Consider the following 15,778-nt stretch of genomic DNA (forward strand, 5'->3'; position numbering starts at 1 on the left):
CCGGGTGCACAAATCACCCGGGACGGACCACGATTTCGTGCACCTGCCCGTCCGGCGGGGTGCTGATGGCCGTGGCCACCAGCCCGGCGACGGTCTCGGGTTTGAGGAACTTGGCCGGGTCGTACTCGCCGGCCGTGTCGTTCACCGCGCTTTCGTAGGCGACGAGGTCGCGTTGCATCTCGGTGTCGACCCGGCCGGGGAAGATCGAGGTGACCCGCAGTGACGGCTCGTCGGTGCGCAGCGAGTCGGCGAAGGCGCGCAGCGCGAACTTGCTCGCCGAGTAGGACGCCATTCCGGCTGAAACTTTCTGTCCGGCACCGGAATTGATGAACACCACATGCCCGCGGGCGGCGCGCAGGGCTGGCAGCAGGGCAAGCGTCAGCGCCACCGCGCCGGTGACGTTCACCTCGAAGGAGGCCCGCCACTGCTCGGCGATGGACTCGGAGACCCGGCCCGGGTAGAGCACGCCCGCGTTGTGCACCAGCACATCGAGTTCGGCGAGCACCTCGGTGGCGGATTCGATGGAGTCGGCGTCGGTGAGGTCCAGCGGCCAGGTCGGGGCTCCGAGCCGGTCGGCCAGCGCGTCCAGGCGAGCCGACGGGCGTCCGGCCAGCAGCAGGGTGTGGGTGGGAGCAAGCGCGGCGGCGATGGCTGAACCGATGCCGCCGGCGGCTCCGGTGATCAATGCAGTCGGCACGACTGCAACGGTACTGTGACGGGCGTCGGCGCGGGGTCGACCTGCGGAGCGGGCTCGGGCACCGCATGATGGTAGGGATGCCACCGGATCCCAGTTTCGCTCCCACCCAGCTCGCGGCGCGCGCGGCCTACCTGCTGCGCGGCAACGACCTGGGGGTGATGACCACGGCCGCACCGCTGCTGTATCCGCACATGTGGAGCTGGGATGCGGCGTTCGTGGCGATCGGGCTGGCCCCGCTGAGCGTGGAGCGGGCCGTGGTAGAGCTCGACACCCTGCTCTCGGCGCAGTGGCGTAACGGGATGATCCCGCACATCGTGTTCGCCAACGGGGTCGACGGCTACTTTCCCGGCCCGGCCCGGTGGGCCACCTCGGCGCTGTCGGCCAACGCCCCGCGCGGACGGCACACCTCGGGCATCACCCAGCCGCCGGTGCATGCGATCGCGGTGCAGCGCATCCTCGACCATGCCCGCAGCCGTGGCCGGTCCACCCGTGCGGTGGCGGCCGCGTTCCTCGATCGCCGGTGGGCGGATCTGGTGCGCTGGCACCGCTGGCTCGCCGAATCGCGGGATCAGGACAGCCGTGGCCGCATCACGCTCTATCACGGATGGGAATCCGGGATGGACAACTCGCCACGCTGGGACAGCGCCTATGCCAACGTGATTCCGGGAAAGGTGCCCGAGTACCAGCGCGAGGACAACGCGATCATCACCGACGCCACCCAGCGTCCCAGCGATCTCGAGTACGACCGGTACCTGTGGTTGCTCGAGGAGATGAAATCCGTTCGCTACGAAGATGATCTGCTACCGAAGGTGATGAGCTTCGCGGTCGAGGACGTCTTCGTCTCGGCGATCTTCTCGGTGGCCTGCCAGGTGCTCGCCGAGATCGGTGAGGACCACAAGCGGCCGCATGCCGATGTGCGCGACCTGTATGCCTGGGCCGAGCGTTTCCGTGCCGGGGTGGTCGAGACGGCCGATGAACGCAGCGGCGCGGCAAGGGATTACGACGTCCGCGCCAAGAAGTGGGTGGCCACCGAGACGGTGGCACAGTTCGCGCCGCTGCTTTGTGGCGGGTTGCCGCACGACCGTGAGCGGGCCCTGCTGCGGCTGTTGGAGGGCCCGCGGTTCTGCGGGCATCCGGATCTGCGGTACGCCCTGATCCCGTCCACCTCGCCGGTCTCGCGGGACTTTCGGTCCCGCGAGTACTGGCGGGGCCCGGTGTGGCCGGTGATGACCTGGCTGTTCTCCTGGTGCTTCGGACGACGCGGGTGGGCCGAGCGGGCCCTGGCGTTGCGTCGGGAGGGGCTGCGACAGGCCAGCGACGGCACGTTCGCGGAGTACTACGAGCCGTTCACCGGCGAACCACTGGGCAGCATGCAGCAGTCCTGGACCGCGGCCGCAGTGCTGGACTGGTTGGGATAGCCGGGCTACTCCGACTTGGCGTGGGCGGGTTGTGCCTGCTCGTTCTGGCCGGCCAGCCGCTCCAGCGGGGCCAGCGCGGCAGCCAGGGTGGACAGATCGTCGGCGCTCAGGTTGGCCAGCCGGGCCGCGAGGTCGGCGCGGCGGGCGGCCAGAGATTCGCGGTGCTGGACCAACCCGCGCGGGGTCACCTCGACGAGGACGGCGCGCAGGTCAGAGGGGTCGCGCGAGCGCTTTACCAGCCCCAGCTTCTCGAGGCGGCGGATCGCGACGGTGGTGGTGGGGGTGCGCACGCGTTCGCGGGCGGCCAGCTCGGTCATCCGGATCGGCCCCTGGTCGAGCAGGGTGAGCAGGATCGAGAGCTGGGCCAGTGTGAGTTCACCGGCCGTGCCCTTGTTGGTGTCGCCCCGACGCAGCACGGAGAACACCTTGGAGAGAACGCGCTGCAACTCTCCGGCCAGCTCTGTGACCTGCGAATCGGCTTCCACCATAATTCGCTAGTCTAACCTGTCTGGGCCTGCCAGGTCGTCAGCTTCTCGGGTTTCCGGCCGGGGTTTCACAGCACCTGGGACAGGAAGCGGCGCAGCCGATCTGTCTCGGCGGCGTCGAAGATCTGGTCGGGGCTGCCCGATTCGATGACCGCGCCGTGGTCCATGAACACCACCGAGTCAGCGGTGGAGCGGGCGAAGCCCATCTCGTGGGTGACCGCCAGAATCGTCATCCCGTCGGCGGCCAGGTCGGCGATCAGCTCCAAGATCCCTTTCACCAGTTCGGGGTCCAGGGCCGAGGTGGCTTCGTCGAAGAACATCACCTGTGGGGCCATCGCCAATGCCCGGGCGATCGCGACCCGCTGCTGTTGGCCGCCCGACAGCGTCGCTGGTCGCACATCGGCCTTGTGCCGCAATCCAACTCGGTCGAGCTGCTCGAGCCCCAAGGTGCGGGCGTGGTCGGCGCTCAGGCCTTTGAGCTTGCGCGGGCCCAGCGTGACGTTGTCGAGAACGGATTTGTGGCCGAACAGGTTGAACTGTTGGAACACCATGCCGATGCGCTGCCGCAGCTGGTCGGGGTTGTCGGTGAGCACTGAGCGTCCGTCGAGCAGGATGTCGCCGCGGTCTGGTTCGTACAGCCGGTTCAGGGTGCGCAGCAGGGTGGATTTCCCGGACCCGGAGGGTCCGATGATCGCCGTGGTGGTCCCGGCCGGAACGTCGAGGTCCACACCGCGCAGCACGGCATTCGGCCCGAACGACAGGTGGATGTCGGTGGCGGCCAAGGCCACCGGCCGGGCGGTGGTGGGTTGCGGTGCCGACATCAGATCATCTCCTGGGTGGTCGCCGCGGGCGGCAGGTCCTCCTCGACCGGCGGCCGGCCCCTGCGCAGGCGGTTGTCGACGTAGTTCACCAGATGGGTCAGCGGGATGGTCAGCAGCAGATAGAACAGGCCGGCCGCCACCAGCGGGGACAGATTCCCGGTCTGCGCGTTGAGGTCTCGGCCCACCTGGAACAGTTCGCGCTGGCTGGCGACCAGGCCCAGGAAATACACCAGGGACGAGGCCTTGAGCAGTGAGATGAACTGGTTCATCAGAGCGGGCAGGACGCGGCGGATGCCCTGTGGCACCACCACCAGGCGCATCGAGGCGGGGTAGCTGAAGCCCAGGGCGCGGGAAGCCTCGAGTTGGCCGGGCTCCACGCTCTGGATGCCGGACCGGAAGATCTCCCCGACGTAGGCCGCCGCCATCAGGCCGAGTGCCGCGATTCCCAACGGGTACGGGCTGTTTCCGGTGAGGTGTCCGACCACCGGGCCGATGCCCAGCCCGATCAGCAGGATGATCACCACCTCCGGCAGGCCGCGGAAGATGTCGGTGTAGATGCGGGCGGGCCAGCGCAGCCAGCGTGACCGGGAGATGCCGGCCACGGCCAGGCCCATCCCGAGCACAAGCCCGATGATGCTGGCGCACACGGTCAGGATCAGGGTGTTGGGCAGCCCGGTGCGGAGCAGGTCGGGGATGGCCTGGCGGTAGAGGTCCCAGTCCAAGAACGAGTCCGCCAGTTGTGCCAGTGTCGATTTCGGGGCGACGGGGGCGCCGTCGGCGGGTTTCTCCTGCGCCGCTGCGATGGCGGCGAAATCGGGTAGTTGGGGAGCGGGGGCGGCCTTGGAGCCGGGTTTCCAGCCGGGCGGCAGGGCCCGCGGCACCCAGTCGGAATACAGTGTGGCCCAGGTGCCGTCGGCGATGATCGCGTCCAGTCCGGAGTTCAGCGCGTCGATCAGCGGCCGATTCTCTTTGGCCACCCCCCAGGCCACGAAATTGTCCAGGCTGAAGGTGTTTTCGATGATCTGAGCGGGATCGCCGGGCTGCACGCTGCCCGAGGCCTGCTGTGACGGCGCCACCCAGGCGTCGATCTGGCGGGTCTTGAGGCTGGCATAGACGGTGTTGTAGTCGGGGAACTTGACCGGTTGCAGGTGCAGGGTGTCGATGACGTAGGACTCCTGCACGGTGCCCTGCACCACGCCGATCCGCTGTCCGGCGGCGAGCTGGCCGAATCCGGTGATCGGTGAGCCGGTCGGCACCACGAGCGAGAAGTAGCCGAAGTCGTAGCCGTTGGTGAATCCGACGGTGCGCCGGCGCGCATCGGTCGTGGTGATCGATGACGACGCCACATCGAAACGGCGGGACGCGGTCTGCGCCAACAACCCGGAGAAGTCCGTGCCGACGAAGTTGATCCGCAGCCCGAGTTTGTCGGCGACGGCACGCAGCAGCTCGTTGTCGAACCCGGTGAACTGTCCGGCCGAGTTGATGCAGATGCTCGGCGGCGCATCCGAGAGCGTGCCGACGGTGAGCACACCCGGGGTGCGCAGGCCCAGCCGGTCGGGCCGGATCGAGTCCAGGGGCACCACCGAGGCGGTCGTGTACTTGTCGGCACCGGGCCCGGTGGCCGCGGCGGCCAGGTTGGTGGGCAGCGCGCTGGCGCTGTCCACGCCGGGCGGTGCGCATTGGTCGACGTCGGCGCCGGCCGGCGCCGCCAGCATCAGGCCGACGAGCATCAGAACCGTGGTCAGCAGCGCGGCCGATCGTCTGACGTCCATTTGATGAAACCTAGTGGGCAGGCGTCCGGCGATGAGCGATTCCGCTCACGGGGACCGCAAGTCGCCGAACACCCCGCGCCGGGTGAGCTCACCGATCATGATCTGTGCCATCCGGTCGGCGCGCTCGGTGCAGGCTTTTCGGGCGCCGTCGGGATCGCGGGCGTGGATCGCGGTGAGTTCGTCCTCGTAGCCGTCCAGGAACTCGGCCTTGGCCTTGGGATAGCTCAGCCAGAACTCCGAGGGGGCAAAGCTCTTACCGGCCCGGATGGTGGCGTGCAGGCGCGGCCCGGCGTACTCGTCGTTGATGGCGTCGCGGAACACCCAGCAGGCTTCCTGAAAGGTCTTGGTGTCCTTTGCTGTCCGCATCACCCGCAACGTGTCATCCAGATGGGCCAAAATGCGCGGGGTCGGGTTGGTGGCGCAGCGCGCCGAGGCGATGCCGTTGAGGATGCCGTAGAGCTCGTGATGCTCGGCCACCGTCGCCTCGTCGAACCTGGCCACGAATGCGCCGCGGTGATATCGGGTCGACAGGATGCCGTCGTGCTCGAGTTGGACCACCGCTTCCTGGATCGGAACGCGGCTGAGGCCGAGGTCGCGAACGATCTCGTTGCGGTCGATGCGGTCACCGGTTCGCAGCTTGCCCGTCATCACCAGATTGATGATGTGCGTGACAACCTGATCCTTCTCCTTGACCCCGTAATTCTTGGGCACCCTGCCGTGTCTCCCCCTGTGCGTTTGCGTTGCGCAAGTTTCTCACGGCTTCGCCGAGTCGGTGGCGGGAGTCGCCTCAGCTCATCCGTCGAACTTTGCATGCCGGCCGTCGCGCCACCGGCAGAGGGCCTCGGCGGCGGTGAGGTCGTAGTCGGGACCGTTGACGCCGACGGTCAGGATGCTCACCCCCAGATCGGCCAGTGCGTCGGCTTCGGCGAGCATGGCGTCGAGCCCGCCGGATTCTTGCACCCCCGCCGAGCGCTGCACGGTGTCCGGGTCGCGGCCGGTGGCGGCGCAGTGTTCGGCGAGCACGTGTGCTTTGCCCGGGTAGGTGTTGCGGTCGACGAACGCGTGCCAGATGTGGGCGTGTTCGGCCACCAGGCGCAGGGTCTTGCGTTCGCCCTGGCCGCCGATCAGGATCGGGATCGCCCGGGTGGGCGCCGGGTTGAGCTTGGCCAGCCGCGCCTCGATCCGGGGCAGGGCCTGGGCCAGGTCGTCCAGCCGGCTGCCCGCGGTGCCGAATTCGTAGCCGTATTCGTCGTAATCCTTTGGTTTCCAGCCACTTCCGATGCCCAGGATGAGCCGGCCGTCGGAGATGTGGTCGACGGTGCGGGCCATGTCGGCCAGGAGCTCGGGGTTGCGGTAGGAGTTGCAGCTGACCAGGGCGCCGATCTCGATGCGCGAGGTCTGCTCGGCCCAGGCGCCGAGCATCGTCCAGCATTCGTAGTGCGCACCGTCGGGATCCCCGTAGAGCGGGAAGAAGTGATCCCAGTTGAAGGCGATGTCGACACCGATGTCCTCGCAGCGCCGTACCGCGTCACGAATGTGGCTGCACTTCGGGGAGTGCTGCGGCTGGAGTTGGACACCGATGCGAATGGGATGGCTCACCCCCTCGAGCCTACTCAGCTCAGCAGGCCGCGCAGGATCTCCACGAGTTTGGCCGGTTGGTCGCCCTGGACGGAGTGCCCGGAGTCGGCGACGACGTGGGTGCGCTGGAATCCGGGAGCGCTGCGGGCGAAGGTTTCGGCGTCCTCGTCGTTGACGAAAAACGAGTTGGCGCCCCGGATCAGGGTGGTCGGCATGGTGATCGCCGGGACGTCGTCCCACAGGCCGTCAAACCCGTCGCCCTTGCGGAACGAGTCGTAACGCCAGGTCCAGGTGCCGTCGTCGAGTTGTTTGGAGTTGTGGAAAACCCCGCGCCGCAGCGACTTCCGGTCCCGATGCGGCGCGGCGGCGATCGTCACGTCGAGCATGGCCTGAAAGGTGGGGAAGGTGCGGTGTTCGGAAACCAGAGCCACGGTTCCCATTTGCGCCTTGGTCATCTCGGTGTGCCGTTCCGGGGCCGAGGGAGTGACGTCGACGAGGGCGAGCTCGGGCACCAGTGGCGGTTCGGTGGCTGCGATCCGCAGCGCGGTCAGCCCGCCCAGCGACATGCCGACGACCAGGCGGGGATTGGGTGCATGTGTCTTCAGCACCGGAATCAGGGTGGCCGCACCGAGTTTCGGGCCGTAGTCGCCGTCCTCGCGCCAGGCGGAGCGGCCGTGCCCGGGCAGATCGACGGCCAGCGCCGGCTCGCCGAGGCCGAGGATGACGGTGTCCCAGGTGTGGGCGTTTTGTCCCCCGCCGTGCAGGAACACCACGCGGGGCGCCTCGGTGCCGAACTTCAGGGCACTGATCGGACCGTGCTCGATGCGTTCGACGGGCGGTATCGCGGTGGCGCCGATCTGTTCGGCGTTCTCGTGCAGGAGCCCGAATTCGTCCAGGCCGGTCAGTGCGTCGTCGGAGATATCGGGAGTGCTCACCACGTCGCCGACCTTACTCAACGCCGAAACGGCATTCCAGCAGGCTTGCTCTCGCAAAAGCTCTGCCGGAATGCCGTTTCGGCGGAAAGGGGGGAGCGAAGACTAGCCTTCGATGAAGCTCTCCAGCTCGACGCGGGCGACATCGTCGGCGATCTGCTTGGGCGGGCTCTTCATCAGGTAGGCCGAGGCTGCCTCGACGGGGCCGCCGATGCCGCGGTCCTTGGCGATCTTGGCGGCGCGCACCGCGTCGATGATCACACCGGCGGAGTTCGGCGAATCCCACACCTCGAGCTTGTACTCCAGGTTCAGCGGCACGTCACCGAAGGCGCGGCCCTCCAGGCGGACGTAGGCCCACTTGCGGTCGTCGAGCCAGGCGACGTGGTCCGACGGGCCGATGTGGACGTTCTTGTCCTCGACCTTGCCAGCCAGCGAGCCGGTCAGGTTGGAGGTGACGGCCTGGGTCTTGGAGACCTTCTTGGACTCCAGCCGCGAGCGCTCCAGCATGTTCAGGAAGTCCATGTTGCCGCCGACGTTGAGCTGGTAGGTGCGGTCCAGCGTGACACCGCGGTCCTCGAACAGCTTGGCCATCACGCGGTGGGTGATGGTGGCACCGACCTGGCTCTTGATGTCGTCGCCGACGATCGGGACACCGGCGTCTTCGAACTTCTTGGCCCACACCGGGTCGGATGCGATGAACACCGGCAGCGCGTTGACGAAGGCCACACCGGCGTCGATGGCGCACTGGGCGTAGAACTTGTCGGCCTCGTCCGATCCCACCGGCAGGTAGGAGACCAGCACGTCGACCTTGGCGTCCTTGAGCGCCTGGACGACGTCGACCGGCTCGAAGTCGGAGATCTCGATGGTGTCGGCGTAGTACTTGCCGATGCCGTCCAGGGTCGGGCCGCGCTGCACGGTGACGTTGGTCGGCGGCACGTCGGCGATCTTGATGGTGTTGTTCTCGGAGGCGAAGATGGCCTCGGACAGGTCGAAGCCGACCTTCTTGGCGTCCACGTCGAAGGCCGCCACGAACTTCACGTCGCGCACGTGGTACGGGCCGAACTTCACGTGCATCAGGCCCGGCACGGTCGTGTTCTCGTCGGCGTTGCGGTAGTACTGCACACCCTGTACCAGGGACGATGCGCAGTTACCGACGCCGACGATGGCGACCCGGATTTCTCCTGCGTGCTCAGACATGGACGATCTCCTTACTCGTTCTGTGTGCTCGGCCTGGGGCTTCGGGCATCAAGGCTGTTGTCATGTGTTTTCTGGGCGCCCCTGCGCTGTACGTTCAGCCGCGATCAACTCGTTGAGCCATTTCACTTCTCGTTCGCTGGACTCCAGGCCCAACTGGTGTAGCTGACGGGTGTAGCGGTCGAACGAACTGCTGGCCCGCGCCACGGCTTCACGCAGACCTTCCCGGCGTTCCTCCACCTGGCGGCGTCGACCCTCCAGGATTCGCATCCTGGCCTCGGCCGGGGTGCGGTTGAAGAAGGCGAGGTGGACTCCGAACCCGTCGTCGGAGAAGTTCTGCGGCCCGGTGTCGGCGACCAACTCGCTGAATCGTTGCTTGCCGGCGTCGGTCAGCTGATACACCCGCCGAGCCCGACGCACCTTGGTGGGCCCCAAGGGTGTGGCGTCCTCGACGATCAGGCCGTCGGCCTGCATGCGACGTAATGCCGGATAGAGCGATCCGTACGAGAAAGCCCGGAACGCCCCCAACAGACCCGTCAATCGCTTGCGCAGCTCATAGCCGTGCATGGGCGACTCGAGCAAGAGGCCCAGGATGGCGAGTTCCAGCACCGAGATCACCCCCTTCGACAGATCAGATGGAATTGATCGCTACGACGGATCAACACCTCGCGAAACTGTATCGCGCCGATATATTGCGTGCCAAGGGGAGATCTTTGATGCGCCGCCGGGGATGTGACGAAGGCCTGGTTGATCGGGCAGCGGTGAGCGAGCCGTGGCGCGGTCGCGCCTCGATGCTCAGAGGGCCGACGTACTCTGGTCAACGTGCGATTGCAGAGACAGGTGGTGGATTACGCGCTCCGGCGGCGGTCCCTGCTGGCAGAGGTCTATTCGGGGCGCACCGGCGTCTCGGAGGTCTGTGATGCCAACCCGTACCTGCTGCGCGCGGCAAAATTTCACGGCAAGCAAAGCTCGGTGATGTGTCCGATCTGCCGTAAAGAGCAGCTCACGCTGGTGTCGTGGGTATTCGGTGACCATCTGGGCCCCGTGTCGGGTTCGGCGCGCACCGCAGAGGAGCTGGTGATGTTGGCAACTCGTTACGACGAGTTCGCGGTTCATGTGGTGGAGGTGTGCCGCACCTGCAGTTGGAATCATCTGGTCAAGTCATATGTGTTGGGTGCGCCTCGGCCACCGAAGGCACGTGGCACTCGATCGACGCGCAAGTCGGCGCGTACGGCCAGTGAATAACGAAGGGCGCCATAGCCGGTCAGCCAACGACATCCGTAATGCGGCTGACCGACTCGGTGCGCGCAACCCACGCCCCCCGGCCCGGGAGAACCAACCCCCGGCGCGCGAGAACGCGCCCGCTCCCCGGGAGCCAGGCCCCCCCGGCCGGGAGAATCCGCCGTCGGGTCGCCCCCGCCGCCCGTTGCCGCCCGATGATCGGCTGACGGCGATCCTGCCGCCGGTGCGCGACGGCCGGGCCGCACCGCTGGATGTCGTCAAGGCCGCGATGGACGGCACGCCGCCGCCGAAGCCGCCGCCACCCGCGCCGCCCGCGCGTCCGCCGGGCGGTGGTGGCCGCGGATCGGGCCCGTCGGGTCCGTCCGGTTCGGGGCCCGGCGCGTCCCGGCAGTTCCGGGTCAACTGGAAGTTGGTCCGACGCGGGTCGATCGCCGCCGTGGTGGCGATGATCCTGTTGCCGATCGTGACCTTCGGTATGGCGTACATGATCGTCGACGTTCCGCAGCCCGGTGACATCCGGACCAATCAGGTGTCGACGATCCTGGCCAGCGACGGCAGTGAGATCGCCCGGATCGTGCCGCCCGAAGGCAACCGGGTCGACGTCACCATCGATCAGATCCCCGAGCATGTCCGGGACGCGGTGATGGCCGCCGAGGACCGCGATTTCTACTCCAATCCCGGCTTCTCGTTCACCGCGTTGCTGCGCGCGATCAAGAACAACCTGTTCGGCGGCGACCTGCAGGGCGGGTCGACCATCACCCAGCAGTACGTGAAGAACGCGCTCGTCGGTGATGAGCGCTCGGGTCTGGGCGGCTTGATCCGTAAGGCCAAAGAACTGGTCATCTCGACCAAGATGGCCGGCGAATGGTCCAAAGACGCTGTGCTGCAGGCCTATCTGAACATGATCTATTTCGGTCGCGGTTCTTACGGCATCGCCGCGGCGGCCAAGGCCTACTTCGACAAGCCGGTCGAGGAACTCAACGTGGCCGAGGGCGCGCTGATGGCCGCCCTGATCCAACGGCCGTCGACGCTGGACCCCGCGGTGGATCCCGACGGCGCTGCCGAACGGTGGAACTGGGTGCTCGACGGCATGGTCGACATCGGCGCGCTGTCGGCCAAGGACCGGGCCGGGCAGGTGTTTCCGCCTACGGTGCCGCCGGACCAGGCTCGCCAGGAGAACCAGACCACCGGCCCCAACGGTCTGATCGAGCGGCAGGTCACCAAGGAACTGCTGGACCTGTTCGACATCAGCGAGCAGGCGCTCAACACCGAGGGCCTGCAGATCACCACCACGATCGACCCGCAGGCTCAGGAAGCCGCCCAGGACGCGGTGTCCAAGTACATGGACGGGCAGAACCCGGACATGCGGACCGCGGTGGTGTCGGTCGATCCGCGGGACGGCGCGGTCAAGGCGTACTACGGCGGCTCGGATGCCAACGGGTTCGACTTCGCCCAGGCGGGGTTGCCGACCGGCTCGTCGTTCAAGGTGTTCGCCCTCGTCGCGGCACTGCAACAGGGCATCGGGCTGGGTTATCAGGTGGACAGCGGTCCGGTCACCGTCAACGGCATCAAGATCACCAACGTCGAGGGTGAAGGCTGCGGCACCTGCTCGATCGCCGAGGCCCTCAAGCGCTCCCTCAACACCAGCTACTACCGGCTGATGCTCAAGCTTGAGCACGGGCCCGAAGACGTCGCCAAGGCCGCACACGATGCCGGGGTGGCCAAGAGTTTCCCCGGGGTCGAGCACACTCTGTCCGAGGACGGCCAGGGCGGCCCCCCGAACAACGGTGTGGTGCTGGGCCAGTACCAGTCCCGGGTGATCGACATGGCCTCGGCGTACGCGACGCTGGCGGCGTCGGGCGTCTACCACAAGCCGCACTTCGTGCAGAAGGTGGTGAACTCCTCGGGCCAGGTGCTGTTCGACGCGTCGTCGCAGGACAACGGGGAGCAGCGCATCGACAAGGCCGTCGCCGACAACGTCACCTCGGCCATGCAGCCGATCGCGGGCTGGTCGAAGGGGCACAACCTGGCCGGCGGGCGTCCGTCGGCGGCCAAGACCGGCACCAACCAACTCGGCGACACCGGCGACAACCGTGATGCCTGGATGGTCGGATACACGCCCTCGCTTTCGACGGCGGTCTGGGTGGGTACTGCTGATGGTGTGGAACCGTTGAAGACCCCGTGGGGCGGGCCGGTGTACGGCTCGGGCCTGCCGTCGGACATCTGGAAGGCCACCATGGACGGTGCGCTGAAGGGGTCCGACATCGAGAAGTTCCCCAAGCCGACGGAGATCGGTGGTTATGCCGGGGTGCCGCAGGCCCCGCCGCCCCCGGCCGCACCGGGGACCCCGGGCGGTCCGCCGATCGCGACGATGCCGTCGGAAACCGTGATTCAGCCGACGATCGAAGTGGCCCCGGGTATCACGATCCCGATCGGTCCTCCGACGACCGTGCCGATCGGACCGCCGCCGCCGGTGGCTCCTGAGCCGCCAGGCGTACCGGGCGTTCCTGAGGCGCCGGTGCTGCCGCCTCCGTGACGGACCGGATTTCGCCGGCGCCCCTCGTAGAAGATCAGCGGAGCGCCGACGACCGCGACTTTCCCAGCCGCAACGACCGGCTGGCCCACGCGCTGTCGCAAACCGTCGGCGGGCCGGTCGGGCGGCACGCGTTGATCGGGCGGACCCGGTTCATGACCCCGCTGCGGGTGATGTTCCTGATCGCCGTGGTGTTCCTGGCGATGGGCTATTCGACGAAGGCCGCCTGTCTGGTGTCCTCGGGCAGCGGGACGGCCGGTCAGCGGGTGGCCAACTGGGAGAACAACCGGGCCTATTACGAGCTGTGCTATTCCGACACCGTTCCGCTCTACACCGCAGAACTGTTGAACCAGGGCAAGTTTCCCTACAAATCCAGCTGGGTCGAGAACGACGCCACCGGCCAGCCGCGCCAGCAGTACGACGGCAGCCCGGCCATCCGCTACATGGAGTATCCGGTGCTCACCGGGCTCTACCAGTATGTGTCGATGTCGCTGGCCAAGACCTACACCGCGGTGACCAAACTGGTGTCGGTGCCGGTGGTGGCCGAGGTGGTGATGTTCTTCAACATCTCGGCATTCGGCTTGGCCCTGGCCTGGTTGGCCACCATCTGGGCTACCTCGCGAATGGCCGGGCGACGGGTGTGGGACGCCGCGCTGGTAGCCGGCTCACCGATCGTGATCTTCCAGGTGTTCACCAACTTCGACGCGCTGGCCACGGCAGCTGCGGCCGGCGCGATGCTGGCCTGGGCCCGGCGCAAACCGGTGTGGGCCGGAGCCCTGATCGGCATCGGCGTGGCCGCCAAGCTGTACCCGCTGTTGCTGTTCGTCCCGCTGGTCCTGCTGGGGTTGCGCACCGGGCGGCTGCGTGAGGTGGGCCAGAGTCTTTTGGCCGCAGTCGTGACCTGGCTGGCGGTGAACCTGCCGATCATGGTGTTGTTCCCGCGGGGCTGGTCAGAGTTCTTCCGGCTCAACACCCGTCGCGGCGACGACATGGATTCGCTCTATAACGTGGTGAAGTCGTTCACGGACTGGCGGGGTTTCGATCCGGATCTGGGGTTCTGGCAACCGCCGACGGTGTTGAACACGGTCACCGCGGTGTTGTTCGTGGCCTGTTGCATCGCGATCGGGTACATCGCGCTGACCGCGCCGCGGCGGCCGCGGCTGGCGCAATTGGCCTTTCTGGTGGTGGCGGCCTTCCTGCTGACCAACAAGGTGTGGAGCCCGCAGTTCTCGCTGTGGCTGGTGCCGCTGGCCGTACTGGCGCTGCCGCATCGCCGAATCCTGTTGGCGTGGATGACCATCGATGCTTTGGTGTGGGTGCCCCGCATGCTCTACCTGTACGGCGAGGCGAACAAGGGCCTGCCCGAGCAGTGGTTCACCACCACCGTGTTGCTGCGCGATATCGCGGTGATCGTGCTGTGCGCCTTGATTATTCGGCAGATCTACCGACCGGAGCTGGATCTGGTCCGCCACGGCGGGCGCATCGACGATCCCACCGGCGGAGTGTTCGACGGTGCGCCGGACAACCCCCCGCGCTGGTGGCCGGACTGGTTGCTGCCGTCGGCTGCTCGGGTGCGCGTCGAGCCGGCTGCAGACCGTGCGTTGGTGGGGTGAGTGGCCGGGTTGTGTGGCGCTGGCGCTGGTGCTTGCTTTGTCACGCCAGAGTGGCTCTGGCGGCCGAGTGCCACTCTAGCGTGACAAATCGGCAGGGCGACGGCAGAATTGGCCCGCACCGCCCAGCGCTATCCACCGGTGACGGCGAAGAGTTGCCAGTCGCCGGGCACACCTTTGAGCTGGTGTGTGCCAAAGCCCTCGAACTGAAGCCCGGAGCCGATCACCAAGTCGCGCAACGTACTTGACACCAGTACCTGGCCGGGTTCGGCCAGTGCACTCACCCGCGCCCCGATGTGGACGCCGATGCCGCCGATGTCGTCACCGCGAACTTCGCATTCACCGGTGTGCAGTCCGGCGCGGACTTCGATGCCGAGTGCGCGCAGCGCGTCGCGGATGGCCATCGCGCAGCGGATCGCGCGTTGCGGTCCGTCGAACATCGCGAGGAAGCCGTCGCCGGCCGTGTTGATCTCGCGGCCGCGAAACCGCGCGAGCTGAGATCGCACGATCGAATCGTGCGCGTCGAGCAGGGCGTGCCAGTCCCGGTCGCCGATGTCGGCGGCCCGACGCGTCGAGTCGACGATGTCGGTGAACAGCACGGTGGCCAGCACCCGGTCGTCGGCCACTTCGGCCTGGTGGCCAGTGAGGAATTGGTACACCTCTTCGAACGCAGGCCGCCACGGTTCGACGAAGTGGTACATGTTGCGGCCCGGTAGCTCAACGTATTTCGCGTTGGGGATGTTGTCCGCGATGTGGATTCCCATCGACCGGGTGACGTAGGGATCGTCGGTGTGTTGGACGATGAGGGTGGGAACCCGCACGCTCGGCAACAGGTCCGCGACGTTGAGTTCGGCAACGAACGGCAGCGTCGACTGAAGTGTGCCCGGGGCGGCGGCCAGCCGTTCCAGGCGCGCCCACGATGCCCGGACGTCTTCGTTCCACGGCATGTCCGGGTTGATCGCATGCTGGAATTGGCCTGTCCCCCACAGGGATACCAGCGCACCGAGGGCTTCTTCCGAGGACAGGCCGTCGGTGCCCTTGGCCCCTCGATCGGCGTACACCTCCAGCCCGATCAGCGCCGTGGTACGCGAGGGGTGGGTCGCGGCGAACATCACCGCGGTGGCGAACGCCCCGTCGAGCGCCAAGATCACCGCTTCGCGGCTGTCGAGCTCGTCGAGAACCGCGGTGATGCTGTCGGTCCACTGCTCCAATGTCGGCAGCGCGCCCGGACCCACTGGATCGGAGGCGCCGGTGCCGGGTTGGTCGAGAAAGATGAGCCGGCCGAGGGACGTCATCGCCTCGATCCAGCCCTGCAGCGACGGCAGCTCGGGAAGCACCTCACAACAGGTGAACCAATTGGGGACGAACACGATGTCCCGATCGCCTGCGTCGGACGCACGGTAGGCGACGTGTAACTCGCCGTTGCGCGCATAGCGCGTCTCGGAGAACACGGAGGCAGTCTATGACCGCCATCGAGCGTAATTGTGCAGTTCAGG

The 15,778-nt window shown here is 67.3% G+C and carries 14 protein-coding genes; 4 read left to right on the forward strand and 10 right to left on the reverse strand.

Annotation, left to right across the window (positions count from 1 at the left end):
* Nucleotides 1-13: 13 nt before the first annotated feature.
* The gene (locus FR943_RS04000; protein WP_217155046.1) at nt 14-697 is read right to left on the reverse strand and encodes an SDR family oxidoreductase; all 684 of its coding nucleotides are present in this window, start codon (nt 695-697) and stop codon (nt 14-16) included.
* Nucleotides 698-774: 77 nt separating this feature from the next.
* Between FR943_RS04000 and ggh the strand changes: the two genes are divergently transcribed.
* On the forward strand, nt 775-2,115 hold the full coding sequence (ggh, locus tag FR943_RS04005; protein WP_217155047.1) for a glucosylglycerate hydrolase: 1,341 nt from the start codon (nt 775-777) through the stop codon (nt 2,113-2,115).
* Nucleotides 2,116-2,120: 5 nt separating this feature from the next.
* On the opposite strand, the gene FR943_RS04010 is transcribed toward ggh, so the two are convergent.
* The 8 genes from FR943_RS04010 to FR943_RS04045 form a co-directional block, all read right to left on the reverse strand.
* A complete protein-coding gene (locus tag FR943_RS04010) occupies nt 2,121-2,603 on the reverse strand; it encodes a MarR family winged helix-turn-helix transcriptional regulator (protein WP_217155048.1) in 483 nt (160 codons plus the stop codon).
* A 65-nt stretch (nt 2,604-2,668) separates the two neighbouring features.
* Nucleotides 2,669-3,421 carry an amino acid ABC transporter ATP-binding protein gene (locus FR943_RS04015; protein WP_217155049.1) on the reverse strand — a complete coding sequence of 251 codons (753 nt, stop codon included), beginning with the start codon at nt 3,419-3,421 and terminating at the stop codon, nt 2,669-2,671.
* Nucleotides 3,421-5,193 carry an ABC transporter substrate-binding protein/permease gene (locus FR943_RS04020; RefSeq protein WP_217155050.1) on the reverse strand — a complete coding sequence of 591 codons (1,773 nt, stop codon included), beginning with the start codon at nt 5,191-5,193 and terminating at the stop codon, nt 3,421-3,423. The genes FR943_RS04015 and FR943_RS04020 overlap by 1 nt, the downstream gene beginning before the upstream one ends.
* Before the next feature lie 45 nt (nt 5,194-5,238).
* Nucleotides 5,239-5,904, reverse strand: a complete 666-nt coding sequence (locus FR943_RS04025; RefSeq protein ID WP_217155051.1) for a GntR family transcriptional regulator — start codon at nt 5,902-5,904, stop codon at nt 5,239-5,241.
* Between the two features lie 81 nt (nt 5,905-5,985).
* Nucleotides 5,986-6,792, reverse strand: a complete 807-nt coding sequence (locus tag FR943_RS04030; RefSeq protein ID WP_308170448.1) for an LLM class F420-dependent oxidoreductase — start codon at nt 6,790-6,792, stop codon at nt 5,986-5,988.
* 14 nt (nt 6,793-6,806) lie between these two features.
* Complete coding sequence (locus FR943_RS04035; RefSeq protein WP_372448071.1) at nt 6,807-7,706, reverse strand: Rv0045c family esterase; 900 nt, start codon at nt 7,704-7,706, stop codon at nt 6,807-6,809.
* Nucleotides 7,707-7,808: 102 nt separating this feature from the next.
* Nucleotides 7,809-8,900 (reverse strand): inositol-3-phosphate synthase, encoded by a 1,092-nt coding sequence (locus FR943_RS04040; RefSeq protein ID WP_217155052.1) that lies wholly within the window; start codon nt 8,898-8,900, stop codon nt 7,809-7,811.
* Nucleotides 8,901-8,960: 60 nt separating this feature from the next.
* Complete coding sequence (locus tag FR943_RS04045) at nt 8,961-9,506, reverse strand: PadR family transcriptional regulator (RefSeq protein WP_217155055.1); 546 nt, start codon at nt 9,504-9,506, stop codon at nt 8,961-8,963.
* A 213-nt stretch (nt 9,507-9,719) separates the two neighbouring features.
* On the opposite strand from FR943_RS04045, the gene FR943_RS04050 reads away from it, so the two are divergent.
* The 3 genes from FR943_RS04050 to FR943_RS04060 all read left to right on the forward strand — a co-directional run bounded on the left by FR943_RS04050 (nt 9,720) and on the right by FR943_RS04060 (nt 14,285).
* On the forward strand, nt 9,720-10,142 hold the full coding sequence (locus FR943_RS04050; RefSeq protein ID WP_066901853.1) for a DUF5318 family protein: 423 nt from the start codon (nt 9,720-9,722) through the stop codon (nt 10,140-10,142).
* A gap of 181 nt (nt 10,143-10,323) precedes the next feature.
* Entirely contained in the window at nt 10,324-12,675 is a 2,352-nt protein-coding gene (locus FR943_RS04055) for a transglycosylase domain-containing protein (RefSeq protein WP_218045269.1), read from the forward strand.
* Between the two features lie 8 nt (nt 12,676-12,683).
* A complete protein-coding gene (locus FR943_RS04060; protein ID WP_217155132.1) occupies nt 12,684-14,285 on the forward strand; it encodes a glycosyltransferase family 87 protein in 1,602 nt (533 codons plus the stop codon).
* Between the two features lie 128 nt (nt 14,286-14,413).
* On the opposite strand, the gene FR943_RS04065 is transcribed toward FR943_RS04060, so the two are convergent.
* Complete coding sequence (locus FR943_RS04065; protein WP_217155056.1) at nt 14,414-15,733, reverse strand: adenylate/guanylate cyclase domain-containing protein; 1,320 nt, start codon at nt 15,731-15,733, stop codon at nt 14,414-14,416.
* Between the last annotated feature and the right edge of the window lie 45 nt (nt 15,734-15,778).

Source organism: [Mycobacterium] fortunisiensis (genome assembly GCF_019050325.1).
GTDB classification, from domain to species: domain Bacteria; phylum Actinomycetota; class Actinomycetes; order Mycobacteriales; family Mycobacteriaceae; genus Mycobacterium; species Mycobacterium fortunisiensis.